We start from the raw sequence: 18,884 nt of genomic DNA on the forward strand, positions 1-18,884 counted from the left end.
CCTCTGCTTCCCCTGTCCATTCCCACTGTGACCGTGCGCGGTCGCTTCCTTGCCCCGCACGGCGTGCCGTTGTCCGGGGCGATCGTCTTCCGCGCTCCATCTCAACTCACCTTCCCCGAGGCCGACGTGATCCTCGGCGGCCCGGTGACCGTGCAGCTCGACGCACAAGGGCAGTTCGAGGTGACCCTGCCGGCGACCGACGCCCCCGACATGGACCCGTCCGATTGGGCGTACACCGCGACCGAGCAGCTCTCGGGAATCCCCGTGGGCCGCTCGTACAGCGTCCTACTCCCCCAAGCGCAGGCCGAGGTCGACCTCGCCGACATCGCCCCGACCGACCCCTCGAAACCGAACTACGTCGGCGTACCAGGGCCACAGGGTGAGCGCGGCCCGGCTGGCGCTCCGGGTTCGCAGATCTCCGCCGGCGCCGCCGTGCCCGACGCCGGTCTCGGAGTCGACGGCGACCTGTACGTGCAGTACGAGACGACGACCGTTCTCGGGGTGCCGAGTACGACTGTCTCGACGTGGCGGAAGGCCGCAGGGGCATGGGCCATGCTCGGCGGCGACGTCCGGGGGGCCGCTTGGTACGTGAACAGCGGCAGCGTGCCGAGCAGCGGCACCCGGGCCGGCGACATGCTGCTGCGCACCGATACCGGCGACATCTACCAGAACACCGGCACGAGTTGGGGTTCCGCCCTTGGAAACCTGCGCGGCCCCAAGGGCGACCGGGGCGAGACCGGGTCGGTCGGGGCACCGGGGCAGGCGGGCGTCGTCCAGTCCGTCAACGGCAAGAGCGAGGCGGCGGTCGTACTGACTGCGGCGGACGTCGGCTCGATCTCGATCAGTGCGGCCGGAACGGCGAACGGTGTCGCGGCCCTCGGCCCCGACGGAAAGGTGCCGGCCGAGCAGCTGCCGCCACTATCGGGCGGCGACACGGTCGACTCGGTCAACGGCAACACCGGCACGGTCGTACTCGTCGCCGCCGACGTCGGCGCGCTCGACCTGGCCGCGGCCGACGCCCGGTACATTCAGCCCTCGGGCATCCCCGTGACCTCGGTCGCGGGCAAGACCGGCGCCGTTGCTCTCGCCGCTGGCGACGTCGGCGCCGAGGCGGCCGGAACCGCCGTCCTGCTCACCGGCACGCAGACGATCGCCGGCGCCAAGACGTTCAGCAGCGTGCCGTCGAGCTCGGCCGCGCCGACCGCCGAGAACCACCTCGCGCGCAAGTCCTACGTGGACGCGCTCGGCGGGGGTGAGTGGCGGGCATCCGATTTCGGGCTGCTGACGTGGGCGTTCGACCCTGCCCTCGGGCACTCCACTCCGCTGTACCCCGGGTCGGGCCCGATCCGGGTCACCGCCATCTACCTGCGGTCGCCAGCGTCCGTGACGGAGATCGCGTGGCACTTCGGCGGGTACGCCGGCGGACTGGCCACCGGCTCGTGGGCCGCGCTCTACAACGCGTCGGGCGCCCGGGTCGCTCAGACCGCCGACCTGTCGACCGCCGCCGCCGAACCGCCCGAGGTCCACACCGCCGGCGGCGCGACCGTCTCGGTCCCGCTCACCGCCGCCTACTCGGCCGCCGCCGGTCTGTACTACATCGCGTGGCGGTTCCAGTACAACACCACCGCTGGTGACGGTCCGATGATGCTCGTCGCCGAGAGTTCGTTCAGCGGGCCCCCGAACGTCTTCGGGCTGACCTCCGTCCGCCGGTTCGGCTCGTACGCGACCGGCGCCGCGACCGCCCCCGCCTCGCTCACCCTCGCCTCGATGGAGAACGGCAGTAACCGATTCTGGGCGGCGCTCGCCTGACCGCCCCGCCCCGCTTCACGACGCCCCGCGCCCGACGGCCCGGGGCTCTTTCTATGTCCGGAGGGCCCCTTGAAGTTCATCACCCGCGCCCAGTGGGGCGCTCGCCCGTCCCGGTACGCGCTCGCGTACATCAAGAACACCCGGGGCGTGAAGATCCATTACGAGGGCACCCGCGTGCCCGAGTCCCTCGGCCGCGCGAACGCCCATGACCAGTGCGCCCCGCGCGTCCGCGCGATACAGGCGAGCCACCTCGCCGACGCCAAAGAGAACTACAGCGACGTTGCGTACAACGCGCTCGTCTGCCCGCACGGCCACGTTTTCGAGGGCCGCGGCGCGCACCGCAAGACCGGCGCCAACGGTACGGCGACGCTGAACTCGCAGCACTACGCGGTGTGCGCGCTGCTCGGCAGCTCGGGACTGACCGAGCCGACCGACGCGCAGCTCGCCGGGCTCCGAGACGCCGTCGAGTGGCTGCGCGCCGACGGTGCCGCCGGGAGCGACATCAAGGGGCACCGCGACGGGTACGCGACCGCCTGCCCCGGCGGACCGCTCTACGCATGGGTGCAGCGCGGCGCCCCGCGCCCCGGTGGCACGGGCGGCACCCCGGCCCGACGGTTCGAGCCGTTCCCGGGAGCCGACTTCTTCCGGCGGTCGCCGCGCTCGCCGATCGTCACGGCCATGGGGCGCCGACTCGTCGCCGAGGGCGTCGCCGTCTACCGCGAGGGCCCCGGCCCGCAGTGGACCGAAGCGGACCGCCGCTCGTACGCCCGGTGGCAGCAGCACCTCGGGTACCAAGGGGCCGACGCCGACGGGTGGCCCGGCCGCAAGAGCTGGGACGCCCTCAACGTCCCCAAGGTCTGAACCGTCCCGTTCTCGCCCCGCCCGCCGCTCGCCATGCTGTTGGCTAATCCCGGGGGCTGGTGTGACGTCGGCTTTCAAGAACCGGTCGTGGTCTTGAAAGCCGACGTTGTCGCATAGGGGTCAAATGTCGATGCAGCCAAAGGGTTGCAATTCGTCAGCGCGCAGGTCCGCTGAAGGTCTAAGCCTTCCACTCCCAGGTGTTTATCGTCCGGCTCAACATCCCGAAGATCTCCTGGAGTTCCTGAAGGTCGTCTCTCGTGGCGGACTGCCGGTTCAAGCCCCCGCCCCGGACCGGACGCGTCGTGCTCCGGTTGCCGAACTCACCCGCCACCGGGTCGTACTCGGAAGTCCACAGCCCGTGTACGTACTGGTTGCGCCGTTCGAGCGCGGCCCGGCACTCATCGAGGACGCTTCTCCATTGCGCCACCCGCTCCGGCCTCTGGCTCTTGGCCGCTTCCTTAGCAGTGGCATCCATGATCTGGGACACAGGCTGTGCCATCACTTTCGAGCCCCAGCTCTCGCCTCTGAGCGTGGCCGCCATCATCCCCAGCGCGAACTCTAGTTCCCCGCCGGAGATGACCATCTTGCCCATGAGCCGGTACATCTCGCTCGTGTCTGCACTCATGGGGCGATGTTGACACGAACCCCTCGGTAGCCGCCGGGGATTTACCAACAGCGTCGCCGCTCGCGGGCGGGGCGCTCCGTTTTCAAGAGAGGAACTCCCCATGACCGACGCTTCCCGCCGGACCCTGCGCACCCTCGTACAGGCCACGCTCGCCCTGGCCGTCCTGCTCCCCGCCATCGTCGACGCGTCCGGCGTCCCGGCCACGCTGCCGTGGGTCGCCGCGGCGCTCGCCGTCGCCGGCGGCGCTGCCCGAGTGATGTCGCTCCCCGGCGTACAGTCCCTGCTTCCGTCGTGGCTGCGTACTGCTCCGGACCGCGACGACGAGCTGCTCGCTCTCCACCGGGACGGTCGCCCGTGACCGACCCGACCCCCAGCGACGTCGCCCTCGAACTCGAACGACTCCGTGCGACCGTCGAGACCGGATTCGCGAGACTCGACGGCTCCCTCGCCCTGCTCGTACAGCGCAGCGACCAGACCGACGCCCGCCTAGCCGACCACGAGCAGCGGCTCGACGCCCTCGAAGAGAACAGGTGGCCGCTGCCGAGCATCCTCGCCGTGGTCGCCGTGATCGGCCTCGCCGTCACCCTCTGGCAGGCTGCTGCCCGCTGATCAAGACGCCCCCGCAGACCGGCCCGAGGCTGGTCTGCGGGGGCGTCTTCTGCGTTCTCTGCCTCTAGGCGGCGGCCATGAACTCTCGCACCTGCTCGTTGAAGTCGGCGACAAGCCGATCCGATCCGAACGGCTGCATCCGCTGCTGCAAGTCGCGTACGGCCTCGACGCAGCGGGAGCTCTTCACCTGCTGTGAGAGGCGCAGCGTTCGCACCCCGGCTGCGTGGGCGGCTTCAAGTTCCTTCCGCTGTAGATGGGCAACCGCGAGGGCCGCCTGCGACATCGCACCTCGCCGTGCGCGCTTCTGCTTACGAGCATGAGCGATCGACACCCGTGCGTGCTCTTCCGCCGTGGTCGCCTGATTGAGGTCCCTGAACGTGTTGGCGTGCTCGCCGTGCAGGTACGCGGGGTCGATGAACGCCGCCCACTCAGGTTCCCGTTCAAGCCGCACACGGCTGTAGGCGCTCTCGGACTGGCGCACAGCCTTGATCGCGGCTTCCTTGTCTCCGAGCTTGGCCAGGGCTCGCGCTTCGAGAGCCCACAGATCCGCCAGACATGCCGGCGAGGTGTCCTTGCCGAGACCGGCTCGGCCTGCCTGCGCGAGTCGGCGACCTTCCTGCGGGTTGCCCAGCAGAGTCGCTTGATCGGCCATGCCGGCGAGCACGTGGGCGCCGAGTGCCGCGTTCTTCGACTCCTCGGCAAGCCGCAGAGACTGAATCAAGTAGCGCTGCGCCGTGCCGTGCTCGCCCGAGTCGTAGGCCATCCAGCCGAGAAGGTACGTCTGCTCTGCTGCTGCCTCGCAGAGCGATCGGCGAACGTCGTCCGTGTGGGTACGACGCAGCAGAGGGTAGACGTGCTGATTCATGTACCCGGCGAGAATGAGCCTGCCCGTGCCGCCCCCCTGGAGCACGTCCATCTTCTGAAACTCGCCGAACATGTTCTTGACGGCGACGACGTCCTCAAGGCGTACCCGGGGGCCGGGTTCCGGTTGCTGATCAATGACATTGAGCAGCCAGTCGCGCGACGGTCCAACGGCCGCGACCGCAGCGAACGGTGCCCCGGCCAGGAACTTCCTACGATCCACGTCGGCTCTCCCCAAGTCGGTGACAGCTTCCACGGTAACCGCGAACGACGCGTTGTAGATGAGGGAGCGTTCGGCGGTCTGCCCCTCACCGAACCCCAAATCATATGTTGTGACCCGAAAATTGAAGTGTGCCGAGAAGACATCCGCGACGATCTCGGGCACCGGGTGGCGTGGCTGCTGGCCGTCCAACCAACGTCGCACAGCCGTCGCATCAGGGGTGATATGCGGCTGCCCCCATGCTTGAGCTGCGGCGATGACTCGGCGGGCGAGTTCCTTCCGGCTCATGCCGGAGCGCTCCAACCACCCTCGAAGATCGCTGTTCGGATTCTCCATGGTGAACCCATACCCCTCACTCGCGGGTGGCAGCGAAGTGACACCCTTTGCCACCCCCAACGACGGTACCGCCGACCCGCTGATGGCTGTTGCCTATGCGACGAACCCGCAGTTCCGACACGGGAGTTCCGCAGTGGGATACGACGCCGTCGCCAAGACATCACGGGCCGCCGCCCGTCTGCGGCCCTGCTCGCTCTTACGCGGGTACGTCGCCCCCTGTCCCGAGGAAGAGGGGACCAGGTGCACGAGGTGATGCGTGCGTTCCTGCGCAAGGACAAAGCCATTCCTGAGGCTCGAACCTTCGTAGGGGACACACTCGATCAGTGGGGGCTTCCCCTCACCGCGCGTCGCGACGACATCCTGCTCTGCGTCTCAGAACTCGCGACGAACGCCGTGCGGCACGCGACCGCCGGTCAGCGCTTCCTCGTGCGGATACGTGAAGACGGCGAGCTGCTCCGGATCGAGGTTCTCGACAAGTCGCGCCGCCGCCCCCGGGTCCGGACTCCCAACAGCGACGAGAGTTCGGGCCGCGGCCTGCTCCTTGTCGACGCGTTCGCCGATCTGTGGGGGGGGTCGACGCGATCACCCCTCGCGGCAAGGCTGTGTGGTCCGAAATCAGCCTCACCGGCTCCCCGCCCATCGCGGTCCCGAGAGGGGGGTCGTGCTGATGATCACCGACCCCTTGCTGCCGGTTCCCGGGGCGGGATTGCTCGCCCTGATCAACGTCTCGACATGGCTCGATTCCACGTTGGGCGGTGACGTTGCCTTCTTGCTGATCACGCATCCCCCTGCGCGACGACACGGTGATTCGGCCGACTCGATCGAGCTGCGGATGCGCGGCCTCGGCTCGGCCCTCGGCCTCGCTCCACCGTCCGCCCCCTTGCCGGACATCGGCTCGTGCCTGCGTCTTCACCGGGGCACAACCGCGCTTCTGTCGATCGGCGGATGCCGCTACCTGCTCCGGGCGCCCGTTGGTGTCGGCCGGTGGAGTGAGTTCGTCGGCGCCGGCGGCCCCGTCGCCGTCGCCGTCATGTTCGACGCCGTGCCCCGAGGTACAGACCGCGCGGTACTCGACTCACTCATTACCGCAGCCGCAGAAGCCGACCGGATGGTGCTCGGGAAGACGTACGTACGCGACCTGGCCGCTCCCTGGATTCGGAAAGGGCACGGTGGTGTGGCATGACAACCCCGCTGCTCGGGCCGTTGCGTCCTTCCGAATCCGATGCCGTGTTCCGGCCCACGCGACGCGACGTCGACCCCGAGACCGGGGCACCGGACGTGTCGGCCCTGTCGGATCGGCACGACTGGCACCCCGGGGTCTGCTGGCTGTGGTGCGAGCCTGCCGAGACCGAGGTGACGTGGCTCGGCCCCGTCCAGTCCAGCGGTATGCACGCCGACCTCTTCGCCTGCCGAGCCTGCTTGTACCGCCTCGACCAACTCGTACTGACCTCCAATCTCCGGGAGGACAGTCCGGGTAACCAGACTCCCGCCCCCGTCGGCCGCCTGTTCACGGCGCCGACCGGGGCGGGGCGCCATCGCAAGGCACTATCCATCTCTTGATCGGAAGGACCGCGATGTTCAACCACAGCGAGCGAATCCCCACCGGTACCCCTCTGCCTCAGGGGCACCTCACCCCGGCCCCGTGGGGCCTGCGCCGCCTGGAGCCGTTCCCCAACACCGGAACGAGCGCGCACGTCCGCGTCGAGCTCGACGAGACCACCCAGACCGGCCGCTACTTCGACAACGCCGGCACCCTGGTCATGGCTCCCGGGCATGGCACCAGCAGCGGCACCAACCCGCCCACCGGCACCTCGCCCGACGGTCACGGCGGCGGCGACACGGACACCGGGAACGACACCGACCAGTGACACAAAAGCATCGACCGGTCGCCGTCGTCACCAACCTTGAGGACCCGACCGCCGATCTCGTGATTGACGAGCTGCACGACCGGGGTGTCCCGGTCGTGCGGTTCGACTCCGGAGACTTCCCGGCAACCCTGTCGTGTTCGGCCCGAATCGGCGGCGAACTGACACAGTGGCGCGGAAGCGTCGTGACCCCCTCTCGCGTTGCCGAACTCGGCGACGTCCGGTCGCTGTACTACAGGCGGCCGTCCGGGTTCGCGTTCCCTCACCTCGACGAGCAGGATGCGCGGTTCGCCGCCGCACAAGCCCGGTTCGGGCTCGGCGGCGTTCTGGTGTCCCTCCCTGACTGCCTGTACGTCAACCATCCGAACCGCATCGGCGACGCCGAGTACAAGCCGGCTGGTCTCGCTGCGGCTGCGTCGAGCGGATTCAGACTCCCGCCGACGCTCATCACGAACCGCCCCGACGACGCTCGGGCGTTCATCAAGGAGCACGGGCCGACGATCTTCAAGCCCCTGTCCGTCCCGCTCTACCTCCGAGACGGGGTCTCTCAGACTGTCGGCGTGGCCGAGGTCGCCGTCGAAGAGATCGACGACGGCGTAGCAGGCACGATGCACCTGTTCCAGTCCTTGATCGACAAGGACGCCGACGTACGGGTGACGGTGATCGGAGATCAGATCTTCGCCGTCCGCATTGACTGCGACCTGCTCGACTGGCGCACGGACTACACGACCCACACGTACAGCGTCATCCCGACACCACCCGACGTCGAGCGTGCGATCTTCGCCTACCTTCGGCACTTCGGTCTCGTCTTCGGCGCTTTCGACTTCGCCCTGACCCGCGACGAGTGGACATTCATCGAGTGCAACCCGTCGGGTCAGTGGGCGTGGATGGAACCCCCCACGGGCCTCCCCATGACTGCGGCCCTGGCTGATCTATTGGAACGAGGAACGAATGCCACCCGATGACCTCAGCATGGCCGCAGAACTGCGGCAGCGCCTCGCCGCCCAACTCGCCGCCGGTGACTGGTTGCGCTCCCCCGAGTGGCGCGCGGCCGTCGAGAGCGTTCCTCGACACGAGTTCCTGCCCCGGTTCTACGTGGAGCTGCTCGACCCGGGGGTAACTGCCTGGTCGCCGATCAGTCCCGAGATCGTTCAACCCGCCGAGTGGCTGGCCATCGCCTACAGCGACCAGACGCTCGTCACGCAGTTCGACGAGCGCCCCCTCGACTGGAGCAACCCCAAGCCGGTCAGCAACGCGAGCCCGACGTCGTCCTCGACCCTGCCCTCGCTCGTCGTGCGCATGTTGGAAGACCTCGACGTTCACGACGGCATGACCGTGCTGGAACTGGGCACCGGCACCGGCTACTCGACTGCTCTCCTCTGCCACCGCCTCGGCGACAGGCACGTGACGTCGGTCGAGACCGACGCCGACGTTGCGCGAAGGGCTCGAAACGCGCTCGCGGCCTGTGGCTACTACCCGCGGCTCGTGACCGAGGACGGTCGGCACGGTTACGTCGGTCCCGCGCCGTACGACCGGACGATCGCGACCTACGGCGTCCGCAACGTGCCCCCGGCGTGGATCGCGCAGACCCGTCCCGACGGGCTGATCGTGACCACCCTGCGCGGATGGATGCGCTCGCTCGGACTCGTCCGGCTGACCGCGTCAGGGGACGGTCGGGCGGAAGGCCCGTTCATCGCCGCTGACACGAGCTTCATGATCGCTCGGCAGCAGGCGGCGCCGTCGAACATGGGCGTGATCCCTGCGCCGGAAGAAGGAAAGGCCCGGGAGACTCCATACGGCCCCGAGCTGCTCACCTTGCCCGACAGCGGGTTCGTGGCGCAGGTCGTCATGCCGAACGCCCGGTACTTCACCATGCGGGACGACGACGGGACGGAACACACCTACGTCCTGGACACCGAGAACGACTCGTTCGCCGTTCTGACCGCACAGGCAGGCGGCGGGTCGACTGTCCGGCAAGGGGGCCCGCACGCTCTGTGGGACGACCTCGAAAAGGCCATGGCGTTGTGGCACGCCGCCGGCTCGCCGCCGGCGACCGGTTTCGGCGTCACCGTGACGCCTGACCGTCAGCAAGTGTGGCTCGGCTCTCCCGATGGGCCGAGTTGGGCCCTGCCCAAGTAGGGCCCCGTGTGGGCCACCCGCACGGGCGGGTGGCCCACACAGTTAGTCGTGCGCCGGACGCTCGATGACGAAGCTGCCGCGCTGCGGCACCGTGCGCACGTATCCCTTGTCGCGCAGATGACGAACGGCCGCTCTCGCGGTTTCACGGGCAACACCGTAGGTCTGCACGAGAGTCGACTCTGACGGGATACGCCGACCGACCGGGATCTCACCCTTTTCAATGTCATCCGCCACATACGCGGCGATCTGCACATAAACCGGGGTCTCGGCTTCATGATCAACCCTGCGATCGTCCATGCACGCAGCGTAGACAACCAGCCAAACAGAACCCACGTAGCCATACGTTGGTAGACGTAGGTAGACAAGTTGGCTACCGTCGACGCCTACAGAACGAAAGATGCCCCGGGGCCGTTGCGACCGGCCACCGGGGCGTCACCAGCTATCAAGGAGCTGACGACATGCGCGACCTTATCGCCACCTTGCCCGCCCTGCTGCTACTGCTGGGGGTTGCCGCCCTGCTGTGGCTCGGCGCCTGCACCAAGACCTCGGGGCGGCACTCCGCCGCTTACGTTGCCCCGGCCCGCGTGGCCGTGGATCTCTCCCCTTCGATCTGGCTCACGTCGTGGGAGACACCCGCACCGCCGCACGTCATCGAGCGCGACAGGCCGTTCGTCGACGAGTTGCCCGTCGTCCGGCCGTACGTCGCCGGGTTCCCCTCACCGCGCACCGAGCAAGAGTGGCAGGGTGAGCGCCGCCGCGCGGCAGCGTTCGCACAGGCAGGACGCGACTACCCGTACACCTACCCCGGGGCACTCCTCGCTGCGGGCTCCACCCAGTGAGCGCCATATGCTTCCGCTGCCATCGTGAGACAACGGCTCCCGTTCCCGCGTGGACCGTGGGCCGCCCGAGCGGCGGCGTGATCACCGTGGAAGCATGCCCCGACTGCGCCCCTCACTGCATCCCCGCCCCGACCCCGAACGAGCACGTACGACACCGGGGACTCTGAACAGCGGCAGGCCCCGCCCGGAAGCGTTCCGGGCGGGGCCTGCCGCTGCGTTCCCCTCAGGCGCCGTCGCCCGGCTCCGGGGGCACCTCGGCTCCGAGGTGTCGGTGCAGGTCGTACCGCGAAACCTTGTACGCCCGCCCGTGGCGCAGCACCCGCACCGGGTACCTACCGGTCCGGGCGAGGTGGTACCCGGTCGTCCGGCCAAGGTGCAGCGCGCGATTCGCCGTCTCCAACGGGACTGCGACGGGTAGCGACATCAATTCGTCGTGTGTCATCCCCTGCCCTGCGGTGCTCGTCTCCTGCTCTGCGGCGCTCATCTCCTACCCCTCGTGACATTGGTGTGCGCTACGGCCCGGCGGTACCGGTAGCGCCTAGATCAGCAACGTACGATCAAGGTTGACGCTTTGCAAGAAACAAAGCTAGCTTTGCGAAATGCACAGTCACCAGACAGTGAGCGACGTCGTCGCCGCGCAGATCCGCCGGCACCGAGAGCGCCTCGGCATGAACCGGAACGACCTCGCCGCCGAGTGCGCCCGCCTCGGGCGCCCCGACATCACGTACGCCGTGATCGTCAGCATCGAGACCGGGCGAGCGGACGGCGGGGGCAAACAGCGCCGCCGTCCGGTGACCGTCGACGACCTGCTCGTGCTCGGCCTCGCCCTCGCCACACCCCCCTTGCTCCTGATGCTCCCGCTCGGGAGCGAGGGCCAGGTGCCCACCGTCCCGGCCGCCGATCCGCGCGACCCCTACACGGTGTGGCAGTGGATGACCGGCGAGTCGATGCCGACGCTCGACGGGCCGATCGACGGGCGATACGTCGCCGACTCCCGGGAGTTCACCGGGACCGGCCAGACGTGGGCCTCTGCATGGGGCACGGCGGCCTATCCGGTCTCCCTGTACCCCGAACTCGCCCGGCGCCGTGAGGCGGCCCGTAAGACCCGCTTGCGGGCCGCGCTCGACCCGAGCGCACAAATCGAGTACGTCGACCGCCTCGACGAGCTCGCGCAGGTCGTGAACGACATGGTCCGCGCGTGCCTCACCGTCCCCGATCTGCCAACCGAGTTGGCCGAGGACTTGAAGCGGCTCGAACTGCTCGACGCCCCCACCCAACCCAACCGAAGGGACCACGAGTGACCGCGAAAGGCACCACGACACGGCGCTGCTACTGCCGTGGCAAGGACGGGAAACCTCTGGGTTCCCGCTGCTCCAAGCGCACACAGCGCAAGCACGGCGTATGGACGATCCGGCAGGAACTGCCGCCGACCGCCGACGGCGACCGCCGTCTCTTCCGCCGCGCCGGATACGAGACGCAGACCGACGCGCAGACCGACCTCGACAAGGTGCGCGCGCTGCTCAACATCGCCGACAAGGACGACGCCGAGGGCCGCGCCCGCCTCGGCGACCTGCTCGCCGGGATCTCGGCCACCACGGAAGCCATCCCCGACCACGACGAGGTGAAGCGGAAGTTCGGCACGGGGCAGTCGCTCACGCAGCACATGACCATCGCCGAGTGGCTTCGCCTGTGGCTCGCCGGTAAGAAGGCGCTGCGCGCGAGCGGCCTCGCGCGGTACGACGTCGACATCCGGTGCCACTTGATCCCCTACATCGGCACGATCCGGGTCGATCGGCTCACGGTGCCGCACCTCGACGAGATGTTCGAGGCCATCGCGCAGGCGAACGTCGAGATCATCGAGGCCAACGCCGCCCGCCGCGCGGCGGTGACCGAGCTCAAGTCGATTCCGTGGAAGGGCGGGGAGAACCGCGCCCGCCGGAAGGCCATGAAGGAAGCCATAGCCGCGATGCCGCCGTTCCGGCGCGTCACGGGGCCCTCGACTCAGCAGCACATCAGGGCGACGCTTCGGGCCGCCTTGAACGTCGCCATCGGCCGGGGCTCGATCACGTTCAACGCGGCACAGCATGTCGAACTCGCCGCCGCGAAGCGCCCCAAGGCGATGGTGTGGACCGATGAGCGGGTCGCCGAGTGGCTGCGCACCGGGCAGAAGCCGAGCCCGGTCATGGTCTGGACACCGGAACAGGCGGGTGCGTTCCTCGACTTCCTCGCCGACTTCCGGCACCGGCTGCTGCCGTTGTTCCACCTGATCACGTTCCGGGGCCTGCGGCGCGGCGAGGCGTGCGGGCTGAGGTGGTCCGACTTCAACACCGAGACCGGCGAACTCACCATCGCGACGCAGCTCGTGCAGGACGGTTGGGACGTCGTCGAGTCGGCTCCCAAGACGGACAGTGGCGAGCGGATCATCTCGCTCGACGAGTACACCGTCGAGGTGCTCGAAGCGCACCGGGCGGCGCAGGCTGCGGAGCGCCTCGAATGGGGTGACGCGTGGCAGGACACCGGACGCATCTTCACTCAGGAGAACGGGGAATGGATTCACCCCGGGACTCTGACGGACATGTTCGAGCGGTTCATAGAACTGTCCGGCCTGCCCGCGATCCGCCTGCACGACCTGCGGCACGTCGCTGCCTCGCTCATGCTCGCCGCCGGCGTCGACGTCAAGATCGTGTCCGAGACCCTCGGGCACAGCGATAGCCGGATCACCCGGGACATCTATCAGTCGGTCATGCCCAAGGCTGCGCGAGACGCCGCCGAAGCGACGGCCGCCATGGTTCCTCGCGGCGCGGCTCGTCAGCCCGTCGAGACTTCCGTCGACCCGCGTATCGAGCAGGCGGCGCAGTTGGGCATCGACCACCTGCTCGCGAAGATCGTCGAGGCCGCACAGCAGGACGGCCGGACGGCCGAAGAAGTCATGCAGTTGACCCTCGACCGTCTGTCCGGTCGGACACCGGTTTCTGACACCGATGGGCACGCAATGGGCACGCAAGAGGGTGCGAAGATCATCGAGTTCCGCCCCCGACTGACCCGGGTATAAGAAAAAGCCCTGGTCAGGGGCTATCTGACCAGGACCTCTCTGGAGCCCCCTGTCGGATTCGAACCGACGACCTACGCATTACAAGTGCGTTGCTCTGGCCAGCTGAGCTAAGGAGGCGTGCCGGAGCAGTGTAACCAACGTCGCACCCCTCGCGGTCCGGAAATTTCGCGGACCTCGAACTACTGACAGATTCCAAATGTCCAGGTAGCGTCGCTGAAGGTTCACTCAAGTGGACCAGACCACTCCCGTCACTCGGATCGTCCGGCACGTTCCTGCCGGTGGAGGAGAAGATCAGCATGGCCAGCGTTACGTTCGACAAGGCGTCCCGTATCTACCCCGGCTCCACGAAGCCGGCCGTGGACCAGCTGGAGATCGACATCGCGGACGGCGAGTTCCTCGTCCTCGTCGGTCCTTCCGGTTGTGGCAAGTCGACCTCCCTGCGCATGCTCGCGGGTCTTGAGGACGTCAACGGCGGCGCGATCCGCATCGGTGACCGCGACGTCACGCACCTGCCGCCGAAGGACCGGGACATCGCCATGGTGTTCCAGAACTACGCGCTGTACCCGCACATGACCGTCGCGGACAACATGGGCTTCGCGCTCAAGATCGCCGGTGTCAACAAGACCGAGATCCGGGCGAAGGTCGAAGAGGCCGCCAAGATGCTGGACCTCACCGAGTACCTCGACCGCAAGCCGAAGGCGCTCTCCGGTGGTCAGCGCCAGCGTGTGGCGATGGGCCGTGCCATCGTGCGTGAGCCGCAGGTCTTCCTCATGGACGAGCCGCTGTCGAACCTCGACGCCAAGCTCCGCGTCTCCACCCGTACGCAGATCGCCTCGCTCCAGCGCCGTCTGGGCATCACGACCGTGTACGTCACCCACGACCAGGTCGAGGCCCTCACCATGGGCGACCGGGTCGCGGTCCTCAAGGACGGTCTGCTCCAGCAGGTCGACTCGCCGCGCAACATGTACGACAAGCCCGCCAACCTCTTCGTGGCCGGCTTCATCGGCTCCCCGGCGATGAACCTGATCGAGGTCCCGATCACCGACGGTGGCGTGAAGTTCGGCAACAGCGTCGTCCCGGTCTCCCGCGAGGCGCTCTCCGCCGCCGCCGACAAGGGCGACACGACCGTCACGGTCGGCATCCGCCCCGAGCACTTCGACATCGTCGAGCACGGCGGCGCCGCCGCGAAGGCCCTGTCCAAGGACAGCTCGGACGCCCCGGCCGGCCTCGCCGTCTCGGTCAACGTCGTCGAGGAGCTCGGCGCCGACGGCTTCGTCTACGGCTCCGCGCGGGTCGGCGGCGAGGACAAGGACCTGGTCGTCCGCGTCGGCGGCCGCGCCGTCCCGGAGAAGGGCACCAAGCTGCACGTCGTGCCGCGCCCGGACGAGCTGCACGTCTTCTCGACCTCCACGGGTGCCCGTCTCACCGACTGACGCCCGCGCATCACGCGCTGAACGGTTCTGAACAACCGTGAACGGCCCTGAAACATCCGACATATCGGGTGTTTCGGGGCCGTTCGTCAATGCGTAATTCGAAAAGCTTCCTCGAACCATCCCTCGCAAGAGTGACGGAATGTCGCCATGGCATTACCGCCCGCTACGCTCGCTGCGTGACCCACACTGCGCGCCGCATCGGCCGATCCCTTGCCTTCGTACTGCCCGTCGTGATGGTCCTCTCCGGGACTCTCGCTGTCACCAGCGTGCCGTGGGCAGCCCACAACTCCGAGCCGCAGGTCCTCGCCGCGGCGACGCACGACATCTCCGAGCGCCCCGCCACGCGCACCCCGCAGGACGCCCTGCGCGACCGGCTGCTCGTGGAGCTCCGGGAGAAGGACCCGGGCGTCGCCCTCACCGACCTCCAGCGCTCCGTCGAGGGCCGCCCCTCCCTCGCCCGGCACTGCATGTCGATCGCCCGGGCGCTGGGCCGCGCGGCCGTCGAGAAGTACGGCCCGACCCACGCCCACCGCTTCTCCCGCCCCGTCTGCGACACGTCCTTCGCCTCGGGCGTCGCCCGGTTCAGCTGAACCGCCCGCGCCGGGCACCGCGTGCCGGGCACCGCATAGGGTGCCTGGCATGCATACGTATCCGACGCAGGCCGTGGTTCTGGCGGGTGGCCAGGGATCACGGCTGCGCCCGTACACCGATGACCGCCCCAAGCCGATGGTCGAGATCCCGGGAACCGGGACGCCGATCATCGGCCATCAGCTTTCCTGGCTGGCCGCCGAGGGCGTGACCGATGTCGTGGTGTCGTGCGGGCATCTGGCCGAGGTACTGCAGGAGTGGCTGGACTCGGCGGTGCTTCCGCTGCGCGTGACGACCGTCGTGGAGTCCGAGCCGCTGGGCCGCGGCGGCGGCCTGAAGTACGCGGCCGCCCGGCTCCCCGACCCCGAGCAGCCCTGGTACGCCACCAACGGCGACATCTGGACGCGCTTCTCCCTGCGCGAGATGGCCGCGTTCCACGCCGAACGCGATGCGACCGCCACCCTGGCCCTGGCCCGTCCCCGCATCCCCTGGGGTGCCGTCGAGACGGACGCGTTCGGGCACATCACCGACTTCATCGAGTCGCCGCCGTCCCCGTATCTGATCAACGCCGGGGTGTACGTCTTCTCCCCCGCCTTCACGGGGCTGCTGCCGGACAGGGGCGACCACGAGCGGACCACCTTCCCCCGGCTGGCCCGGGAGCGCCGGCTGGCCGGCTACCCGCTGCCGCACGGGGCGTACTGGCGGGCCATCGACACGGCGAAGGACCTCACCGAGGCCGCCAAGGAGCTCGACGGGCGGTAGGAGCAGGAGCGCAGGACGGGCACCCGCGACGGACGCCCGCAGCGAACGGAGGGGCGGTCACCGGTACGGAAACCGGTGACCGCCCCTCCGTCGCAGGAACCTCCGTCGCGCGGGCCCGCGTCGCTCAGCCGAGCAGGCCGCCGATCGGGTTCCGTCCGGCGCCGGACGAGGCGCCGTCGTCCGTACCGCCGCCGTTGTCGGAGCCGCCCGTGGAGCCGCCGCCCGTGCCGGTGGAGCCGGCGGACGTCGGGCCGGAGCTGCTGGCGGACGGGGGCTGCTGCGGGGTCGTCTGCTGCGGGGCCTGCTGCCCGGTGCCCTGGGTCGCGCTGGGCTGGCCGGCACCGGCCACCTGACCCGCCGTCCCCTGCGTGGTGCCCGCGGTCGGGGTGGGCGGTGCGGTGGGCGCCACGGCGGCGCCGCTGCGGGACGGGGCGGGGCTGCGGTGGTCCGGGCTCTGCGAGGTCCCGCCCGTACGGGACTCCTCCGGCAGCGGGACGCCGGGGAGCTGGTTGGTCGGGTCGCCGTTCGGGCCGGGGACCGTGACCACCCCGGAGGAGCGGACCGCGCCCCCGAGCACCGAACCCACCAGCAGCGTCAGGCCCACGACCAGCGCGGCGCACAGCGCGCCCCGGCGGAGCACCCGGCGGCGCAGGTCCCAGATGGCCGAGCGCGGACCGAGCCTGCGCCAGGCCTCACCGGCGAGCCGCCCGTCGATCGAGTAGACCGGCGCCCCCGCGATGATCAGCGGGCTCCACGCGGCGAGGTAGATGATGTCCGGCGCGTCGTAGGCGGCGACGGTGCGCCAGCTCACCGTGAGCAGCAGGGCGGCCGACAGCAGCGCGCCGACCGCCGCGGCGACCCGCTGCCAGAGGCCGAGAACGGTGAGGACGCCGACGACGACCTGGAGGAAGGCGACGCTGAGCCCGGCGCCGACGGGGTGCGCGAGCGCGAAGTCGCGCAGCGGCTCGGCCTGCGCCCAGGGGTGCAGCGCGGTCAGCCACTTGACCATGGAGCCGCGCTCGCCGCCGTCGAAGAAGACGGGGTCGCAGAGCTTGCCCATGCCCGCGTAGATCGAGATGAAGCCGAGGAAGACCCGCAGCGGCAGCAGGACGACGCCGAGGTTCATCCGGCGGCCGGGGAAGTACGCGTTCCGTACCGAGTCGGCGCTCTCGCGCCCGTCGCGGGCCTCTGCCGTCTCCTCCGCACCGTCCGCCCCGTCGTCGGGGAAGCCGTCGCCGTAGGCGTCGTAGCTGCCGGGCGGGAACGGGCCGTCGTCGGTGTCGTAGGCGCCGACCGCGCGGCGCATCGGCGGCAGCAGCGGCCCGCCACCGTAGCCGCCCGGCTGGTGCGGGGCGGTGACGACGGGAGTGGGCTGGGTCTCTTCGAGGAGGTCGATGAGGCGGGTGCCGGCCGTGGCGGGCCCGCCGTCGCGATCGGCGGGCGCGTAGGCGTCGTACCCGGTGGCGGGGCGGCCCACGGCGGTGTTCCGCACGGCCTGGAGGAGTCCGCTGGCCCCGGCGTCGCCGGGCTCGGACCTGCCGCTCCACACGACGGGCGCGCGCCGGCCGCGGGCCGCTCCTGCTCCGCTCATGGCGGGAATCCTGGCGGCGCCGGCCGGGGCCAGACCGCGCAGCCGCGGGCGCTGGCCGGGGGCGAGCCGCACCCGGAAGCTGGCGTGGTTGACGATGACCTGCGCAGGATCGCAGTCCACCTTGGCCATACTCAGGGCGGGTTGGTCGTCGAACCGAGGCGTTCTGGTGTCCACACTCATCTAACCGAGTGATGTGTGGTTAGGACACTGCCTTGACGGCCCCGATGTGTCCGAGGCCCGTCAATGGGGTCGGGTACGGGGGCGGACCTGCCGGGCCGCCCCCGTACCGCCGGGTCTCAGCCCCGGCGGCGGGCGACCTCGTACAGCACGATCCCGGCCGCGACACCGGCGTTCAGCGACTCGGCGCCGCCCGGCATCGAGATGCGGACCCGGTAGTCGCAGGTCTCGCCGACCAGGCGGCCCAGGCCCTTGCCCTCGCTGCCGATGACGATGACGACCGGGCCGTCCAGGGCCTCCAGGTCCTCCACCGTGTGCTCGCCGTCGGCGGCGAGGCCGACGACGGTGAGACCGGCCTTCTGGTAGCCCTCCAGGGCGCGGGTCAGGTTGGTCACCCGGGCGACCGGCGTACGGGCCGCCGTGCCGGCCGAGGACTTCCAGGCGCCCGCCGTCATCCCGGCCGCGCGCCGCTCGGGGACGACCACGCCGTGGCCGCCGAAGGCGGAGACGGAGCGGACGATCGCGCCGAGGTTGCGCGGGTCGGTGACGCCGTCGAGGGCGACGATCAGGGGGTCGTCGCCCTCGTCGTACGCGGCGGCGGTGAGGTCCTCGGGGTGCGCGTACTCGTACGGCGGGACCTGGAGGACGAGGCCCTGGTGGTTCAGGCCCTTGGTCATCCGGTCCAGCTCGGCGCGCGGGGCCTCCATCAGGTTGATGTTGCCGCGGTCGCCGGCGAGCTGGAGGGCCTCGCGGACCCGCTCGTCGTTGTCGATGTACTGCTGGACGTACAGGGTGGTGGCCGGGACGCCGTCGCGCAGGGCCTCGTAGACCGGGTTGCGGCCGACGACCATCTCGGAGGAGCCCTTGACGCCGCCGCGGCGCGGGGCGGGGCGGCGGGCCACGGCCTGCTTGGCCTGGGCGTTGGCGATGCGGTTCTTCTTGTGCCCCTTGCGGGCGGAGGCGGGCGGCGTGGGGCCCTTGCCCTCCAGGCCACGGCGTCGCTGGCCACCGCTGCCGACCTGCGCGCCCTTCTTGTTGGACGTGCGGCGGTTCCTGCGCTGGCTGTTCCCGGCCATGACCTACCTGTTTCGTTTGCTGCTCAGAGGTGCGCGTCGGA

At 69.8% G+C, this 18,884-nt stretch carries 21 protein-coding genes and 1 tRNA gene; 16 read left to right on the plus strand and 6 right to left on the minus strand.

What is annotated here, in order from left to right; translation table 11 throughout:
- Positions 1–27: 27 nt before the first annotated feature.
- The gene (locus ACIQGQ_RS13295) at positions 28–1,809 is read left to right on the plus strand and encodes a hypothetical protein (RefSeq protein ID WP_402394490.1); all 1,782 of its coding nucleotides are present in this window, start codon (positions 28–30) and stop codon (positions 1,807–1,809) included.
- Between the two features lie 69 nt (positions 1,810–1,878).
- Positions 1,879–2,670 carry a peptidoglycan-binding protein gene (locus ACIQGQ_RS13300; RefSeq protein WP_402394493.1) on the plus strand — a complete coding sequence of 264 codons (792 nt, stop codon included), beginning with the start codon at positions 1,879–1,881 and terminating at the stop codon, positions 2,668–2,670.
- A gap of 178 nt (positions 2,671–2,848) precedes the next feature.
- Here ACIQGQ_RS13300 and ACIQGQ_RS13305 read toward each other — a convergent pair whose 3' ends face one another.
- Positions 2,849–3,295 (minus strand): hypothetical protein, encoded by a 447-nt coding sequence (locus ACIQGQ_RS13305; protein ID WP_402394496.1) that lies wholly within the window; start codon positions 3,293–3,295, stop codon positions 2,849–2,851.
- A 100-nt stretch (positions 3,296–3,395) separates the two neighbouring features.
- Here ACIQGQ_RS13305 and ACIQGQ_RS13310 point away from each other — a divergent pair, with 100 nt between their 5' ends.
- Both ACIQGQ_RS13310 and ACIQGQ_RS13315 read left to right on the plus strand, forming a co-directional pair.
- Complete coding sequence (locus ACIQGQ_RS13310; protein ID WP_402394499.1) at positions 3,396–3,653, plus strand: hypothetical protein; 258 nt, start codon at positions 3,396–3,398, stop codon at positions 3,651–3,653.
- Positions 3,650–3,904: a hypothetical protein gene (locus tag ACIQGQ_RS13315; protein WP_402394502.1), complete on the plus strand. Its 255-nt coding sequence runs from the start codon at positions 3,650–3,652 to the stop codon at positions 3,902–3,904. Before ACIQGQ_RS13310 ends, ACIQGQ_RS13315 begins: the two co-directional genes overlap by 4 nt.
- A gap of 64 nt (positions 3,905–3,968) precedes the next feature.
- Here the strand turns inward: ACIQGQ_RS13315 and ACIQGQ_RS13320 are convergent, their stop codons facing one another.
- On the minus strand, positions 3,969–5,321 hold the full coding sequence (locus ACIQGQ_RS13320; RefSeq protein ID WP_385203589.1) for a transcriptional regulator: 1,353 nt from the start codon (positions 5,319–5,321) through the stop codon (positions 3,969–3,971).
- A 252-nt stretch (positions 5,322–5,573) separates the two neighbouring features.
- On the opposite strand from ACIQGQ_RS13320, the gene ACIQGQ_RS13325 reads away from it, so the two are divergent.
- Genes ACIQGQ_RS13325 through tgmC form a run of 6 tightly spaced genes read left to right on the plus strand, consistent with a single transcriptional unit; the run spans position 5,574 to position 9,325 of the window.
- On the plus strand, positions 5,574–6,080 hold the full coding sequence (locus ACIQGQ_RS13325; protein WP_402394838.1) for an ATP-binding protein: 507 nt from the start codon (positions 5,574–5,576) through the stop codon (positions 6,078–6,080).
- Positions 5,983–6,504 (plus strand): hypothetical protein, encoded by a 522-nt coding sequence (locus ACIQGQ_RS13330; RefSeq protein WP_385203586.1) that lies wholly within the window; start codon positions 5,983–5,985, stop codon positions 6,502–6,504. The genes ACIQGQ_RS13325 and ACIQGQ_RS13330 overlap by 98 nt, the downstream gene beginning before the upstream one ends.
- Positions 6,501–6,881, plus strand: a complete 381-nt coding sequence (locus ACIQGQ_RS13335) for a hypothetical protein (RefSeq protein ID WP_402394506.1) — start codon at positions 6,501–6,503, stop codon at positions 6,879–6,881. Before ACIQGQ_RS13330 ends, ACIQGQ_RS13335 begins: the two co-directional genes overlap by 4 nt.
- A 14-nt stretch (positions 6,882–6,895) precedes the next feature.
- Positions 6,896–7,189 carry a putative ATP-grasp-modified RiPP gene (gene tgmA, locus ACIQGQ_RS13340; RefSeq protein ID WP_383771189.1) on the plus strand — a complete coding sequence of 98 codons (294 nt, stop codon included), beginning with the start codon at positions 6,896–6,898 and terminating at the stop codon, positions 7,187–7,189.
- Positions 7,186–8,151: an ATP-grasp ribosomal peptide maturase gene (gene tgmB / locus ACIQGQ_RS13345; RefSeq protein WP_402394509.1), complete on the plus strand. Its 966-nt coding sequence runs from the start codon at positions 7,186–7,188 to the stop codon at positions 8,149–8,151. Before tgmA ends, tgmB begins: the two co-directional genes overlap by 4 nt.
- Positions 8,152–8,158: 7 nt before the next feature.
- The gene (gene tgmC, locus ACIQGQ_RS13350) at positions 8,159–9,325 is read left to right on the plus strand and encodes an ATP-grasp peptide maturase system methyltransferase (protein WP_402394512.1); all 1,167 of its coding nucleotides are present in this window, start codon (positions 8,159–8,161) and stop codon (positions 9,323–9,325) included.
- Positions 9,326–9,367: 42 nt separating this feature from the next.
- Here the strand turns inward: tgmC and ACIQGQ_RS13355 are convergent, their stop codons facing one another.
- Entirely contained in the window at positions 9,368–9,622 is a 255-nt protein-coding gene (locus tag ACIQGQ_RS13355) for a GntR family transcriptional regulator (protein WP_383771405.1), read from the minus strand.
- A gap of 161 nt (positions 9,623–9,783) precedes the next feature.
- Between ACIQGQ_RS13355 and ACIQGQ_RS13360 the strand changes: the two genes are divergently transcribed.
- The 3 genes from ACIQGQ_RS13360 (at position 9,784) to ACIQGQ_RS13370 (ending at position 13,216) form a co-directional block, all read left to right on the plus strand.
- Positions 9,784–10,164 carry a hypothetical protein gene (locus ACIQGQ_RS13360; RefSeq protein ID WP_402394515.1) on the plus strand — a complete coding sequence of 127 codons (381 nt, stop codon included), beginning with the start codon at positions 9,784–9,786 and terminating at the stop codon, positions 10,162–10,164.
- A 599-nt stretch (positions 10,165–10,763) separates the two neighbouring features.
- The gene (locus ACIQGQ_RS13365) at positions 10,764–11,465 is read left to right on the plus strand and encodes a hypothetical protein (RefSeq protein ID WP_402394517.1); all 702 of its coding nucleotides are present in this window, start codon (positions 10,764–10,766) and stop codon (positions 11,463–11,465) included.
- Positions 11,462–13,216: a tyrosine-type recombinase/integrase gene (locus tag ACIQGQ_RS13370; protein ID WP_402394519.1), complete on the plus strand. Its 1,755-nt coding sequence runs from the start codon at positions 11,462–11,464 to the stop codon at positions 13,214–13,216. Before ACIQGQ_RS13365 ends, ACIQGQ_RS13370 begins: the two co-directional genes overlap by 4 nt.
- Positions 13,217–13,256: 40 nt before the next feature.
- Here the strand turns inward: ACIQGQ_RS13370 and ACIQGQ_RS13375 are convergent.
- Positions 13,257–13,333 (minus strand) — tRNA-Thr (locus ACIQGQ_RS13375).
- Between the two features lie 179 nt (positions 13,334–13,512).
- On the opposite strand from ACIQGQ_RS13375, the gene ACIQGQ_RS13380 reads away from it, so the two are divergent.
- The 3 genes from ACIQGQ_RS13380 (at position 13,513) to ACIQGQ_RS13390 (ending at position 15,999) form a co-directional block, all read left to right on the plus strand.
- The gene (locus tag ACIQGQ_RS13380; protein ID WP_366298429.1) at positions 13,513–14,649 is read left to right on the plus strand and encodes a sn-glycerol-3-phosphate ABC transporter ATP-binding protein UgpC; all 1,137 of its coding nucleotides are present in this window, start codon (positions 13,513–13,515) and stop codon (positions 14,647–14,649) included.
- 176 nt (positions 14,650–14,825) lie between these two features.
- Complete coding sequence (locus ACIQGQ_RS13385; RefSeq protein WP_402394522.1) at positions 14,826–15,239, plus strand: hypothetical protein; 414 nt, start codon at positions 14,826–14,828, stop codon at positions 15,237–15,239.
- Positions 15,240–15,288: 49 nt separating this feature from the next.
- The gene (locus tag ACIQGQ_RS13390) at positions 15,289–15,999 is read left to right on the plus strand and encodes a nucleotidyltransferase family protein (protein WP_366298431.1); all 711 of its coding nucleotides are present in this window, start codon (positions 15,289–15,291) and stop codon (positions 15,997–15,999) included.
- A gap of 124 nt (positions 16,000–16,123) precedes the next feature.
- On the opposite strand, the gene ACIQGQ_RS13395 is transcribed toward ACIQGQ_RS13390, so the two are convergent.
- A complete protein-coding gene (locus ACIQGQ_RS13395; protein WP_402394841.1) occupies positions 16,124–17,719 on the minus strand; it encodes a DoxX family membrane protein in 1,596 nt (531 codons plus the stop codon).
- A gap of 167 nt (positions 17,720–17,886) precedes the next feature.
- Entirely contained in the window at positions 17,887–18,843 is a 957-nt protein-coding gene (gene rlmB, locus ACIQGQ_RS13400; RefSeq protein WP_402394526.1) for a 23S rRNA (guanosine(2251)-2'-O)-methyltransferase RlmB, read from the minus strand.
- Between the last annotated feature and the right edge of the window lie 41 nt (positions 18,844–18,884).

Origin of the sequence: Streptomyces sp. NPDC092952 (assembly GCF_044754785.1) — a bacterium.
In the GTDB taxonomy this organism is placed as follows: domain Bacteria; phylum Actinomycetota; class Actinomycetes; order Streptomycetales; family Streptomycetaceae; genus Streptomyces.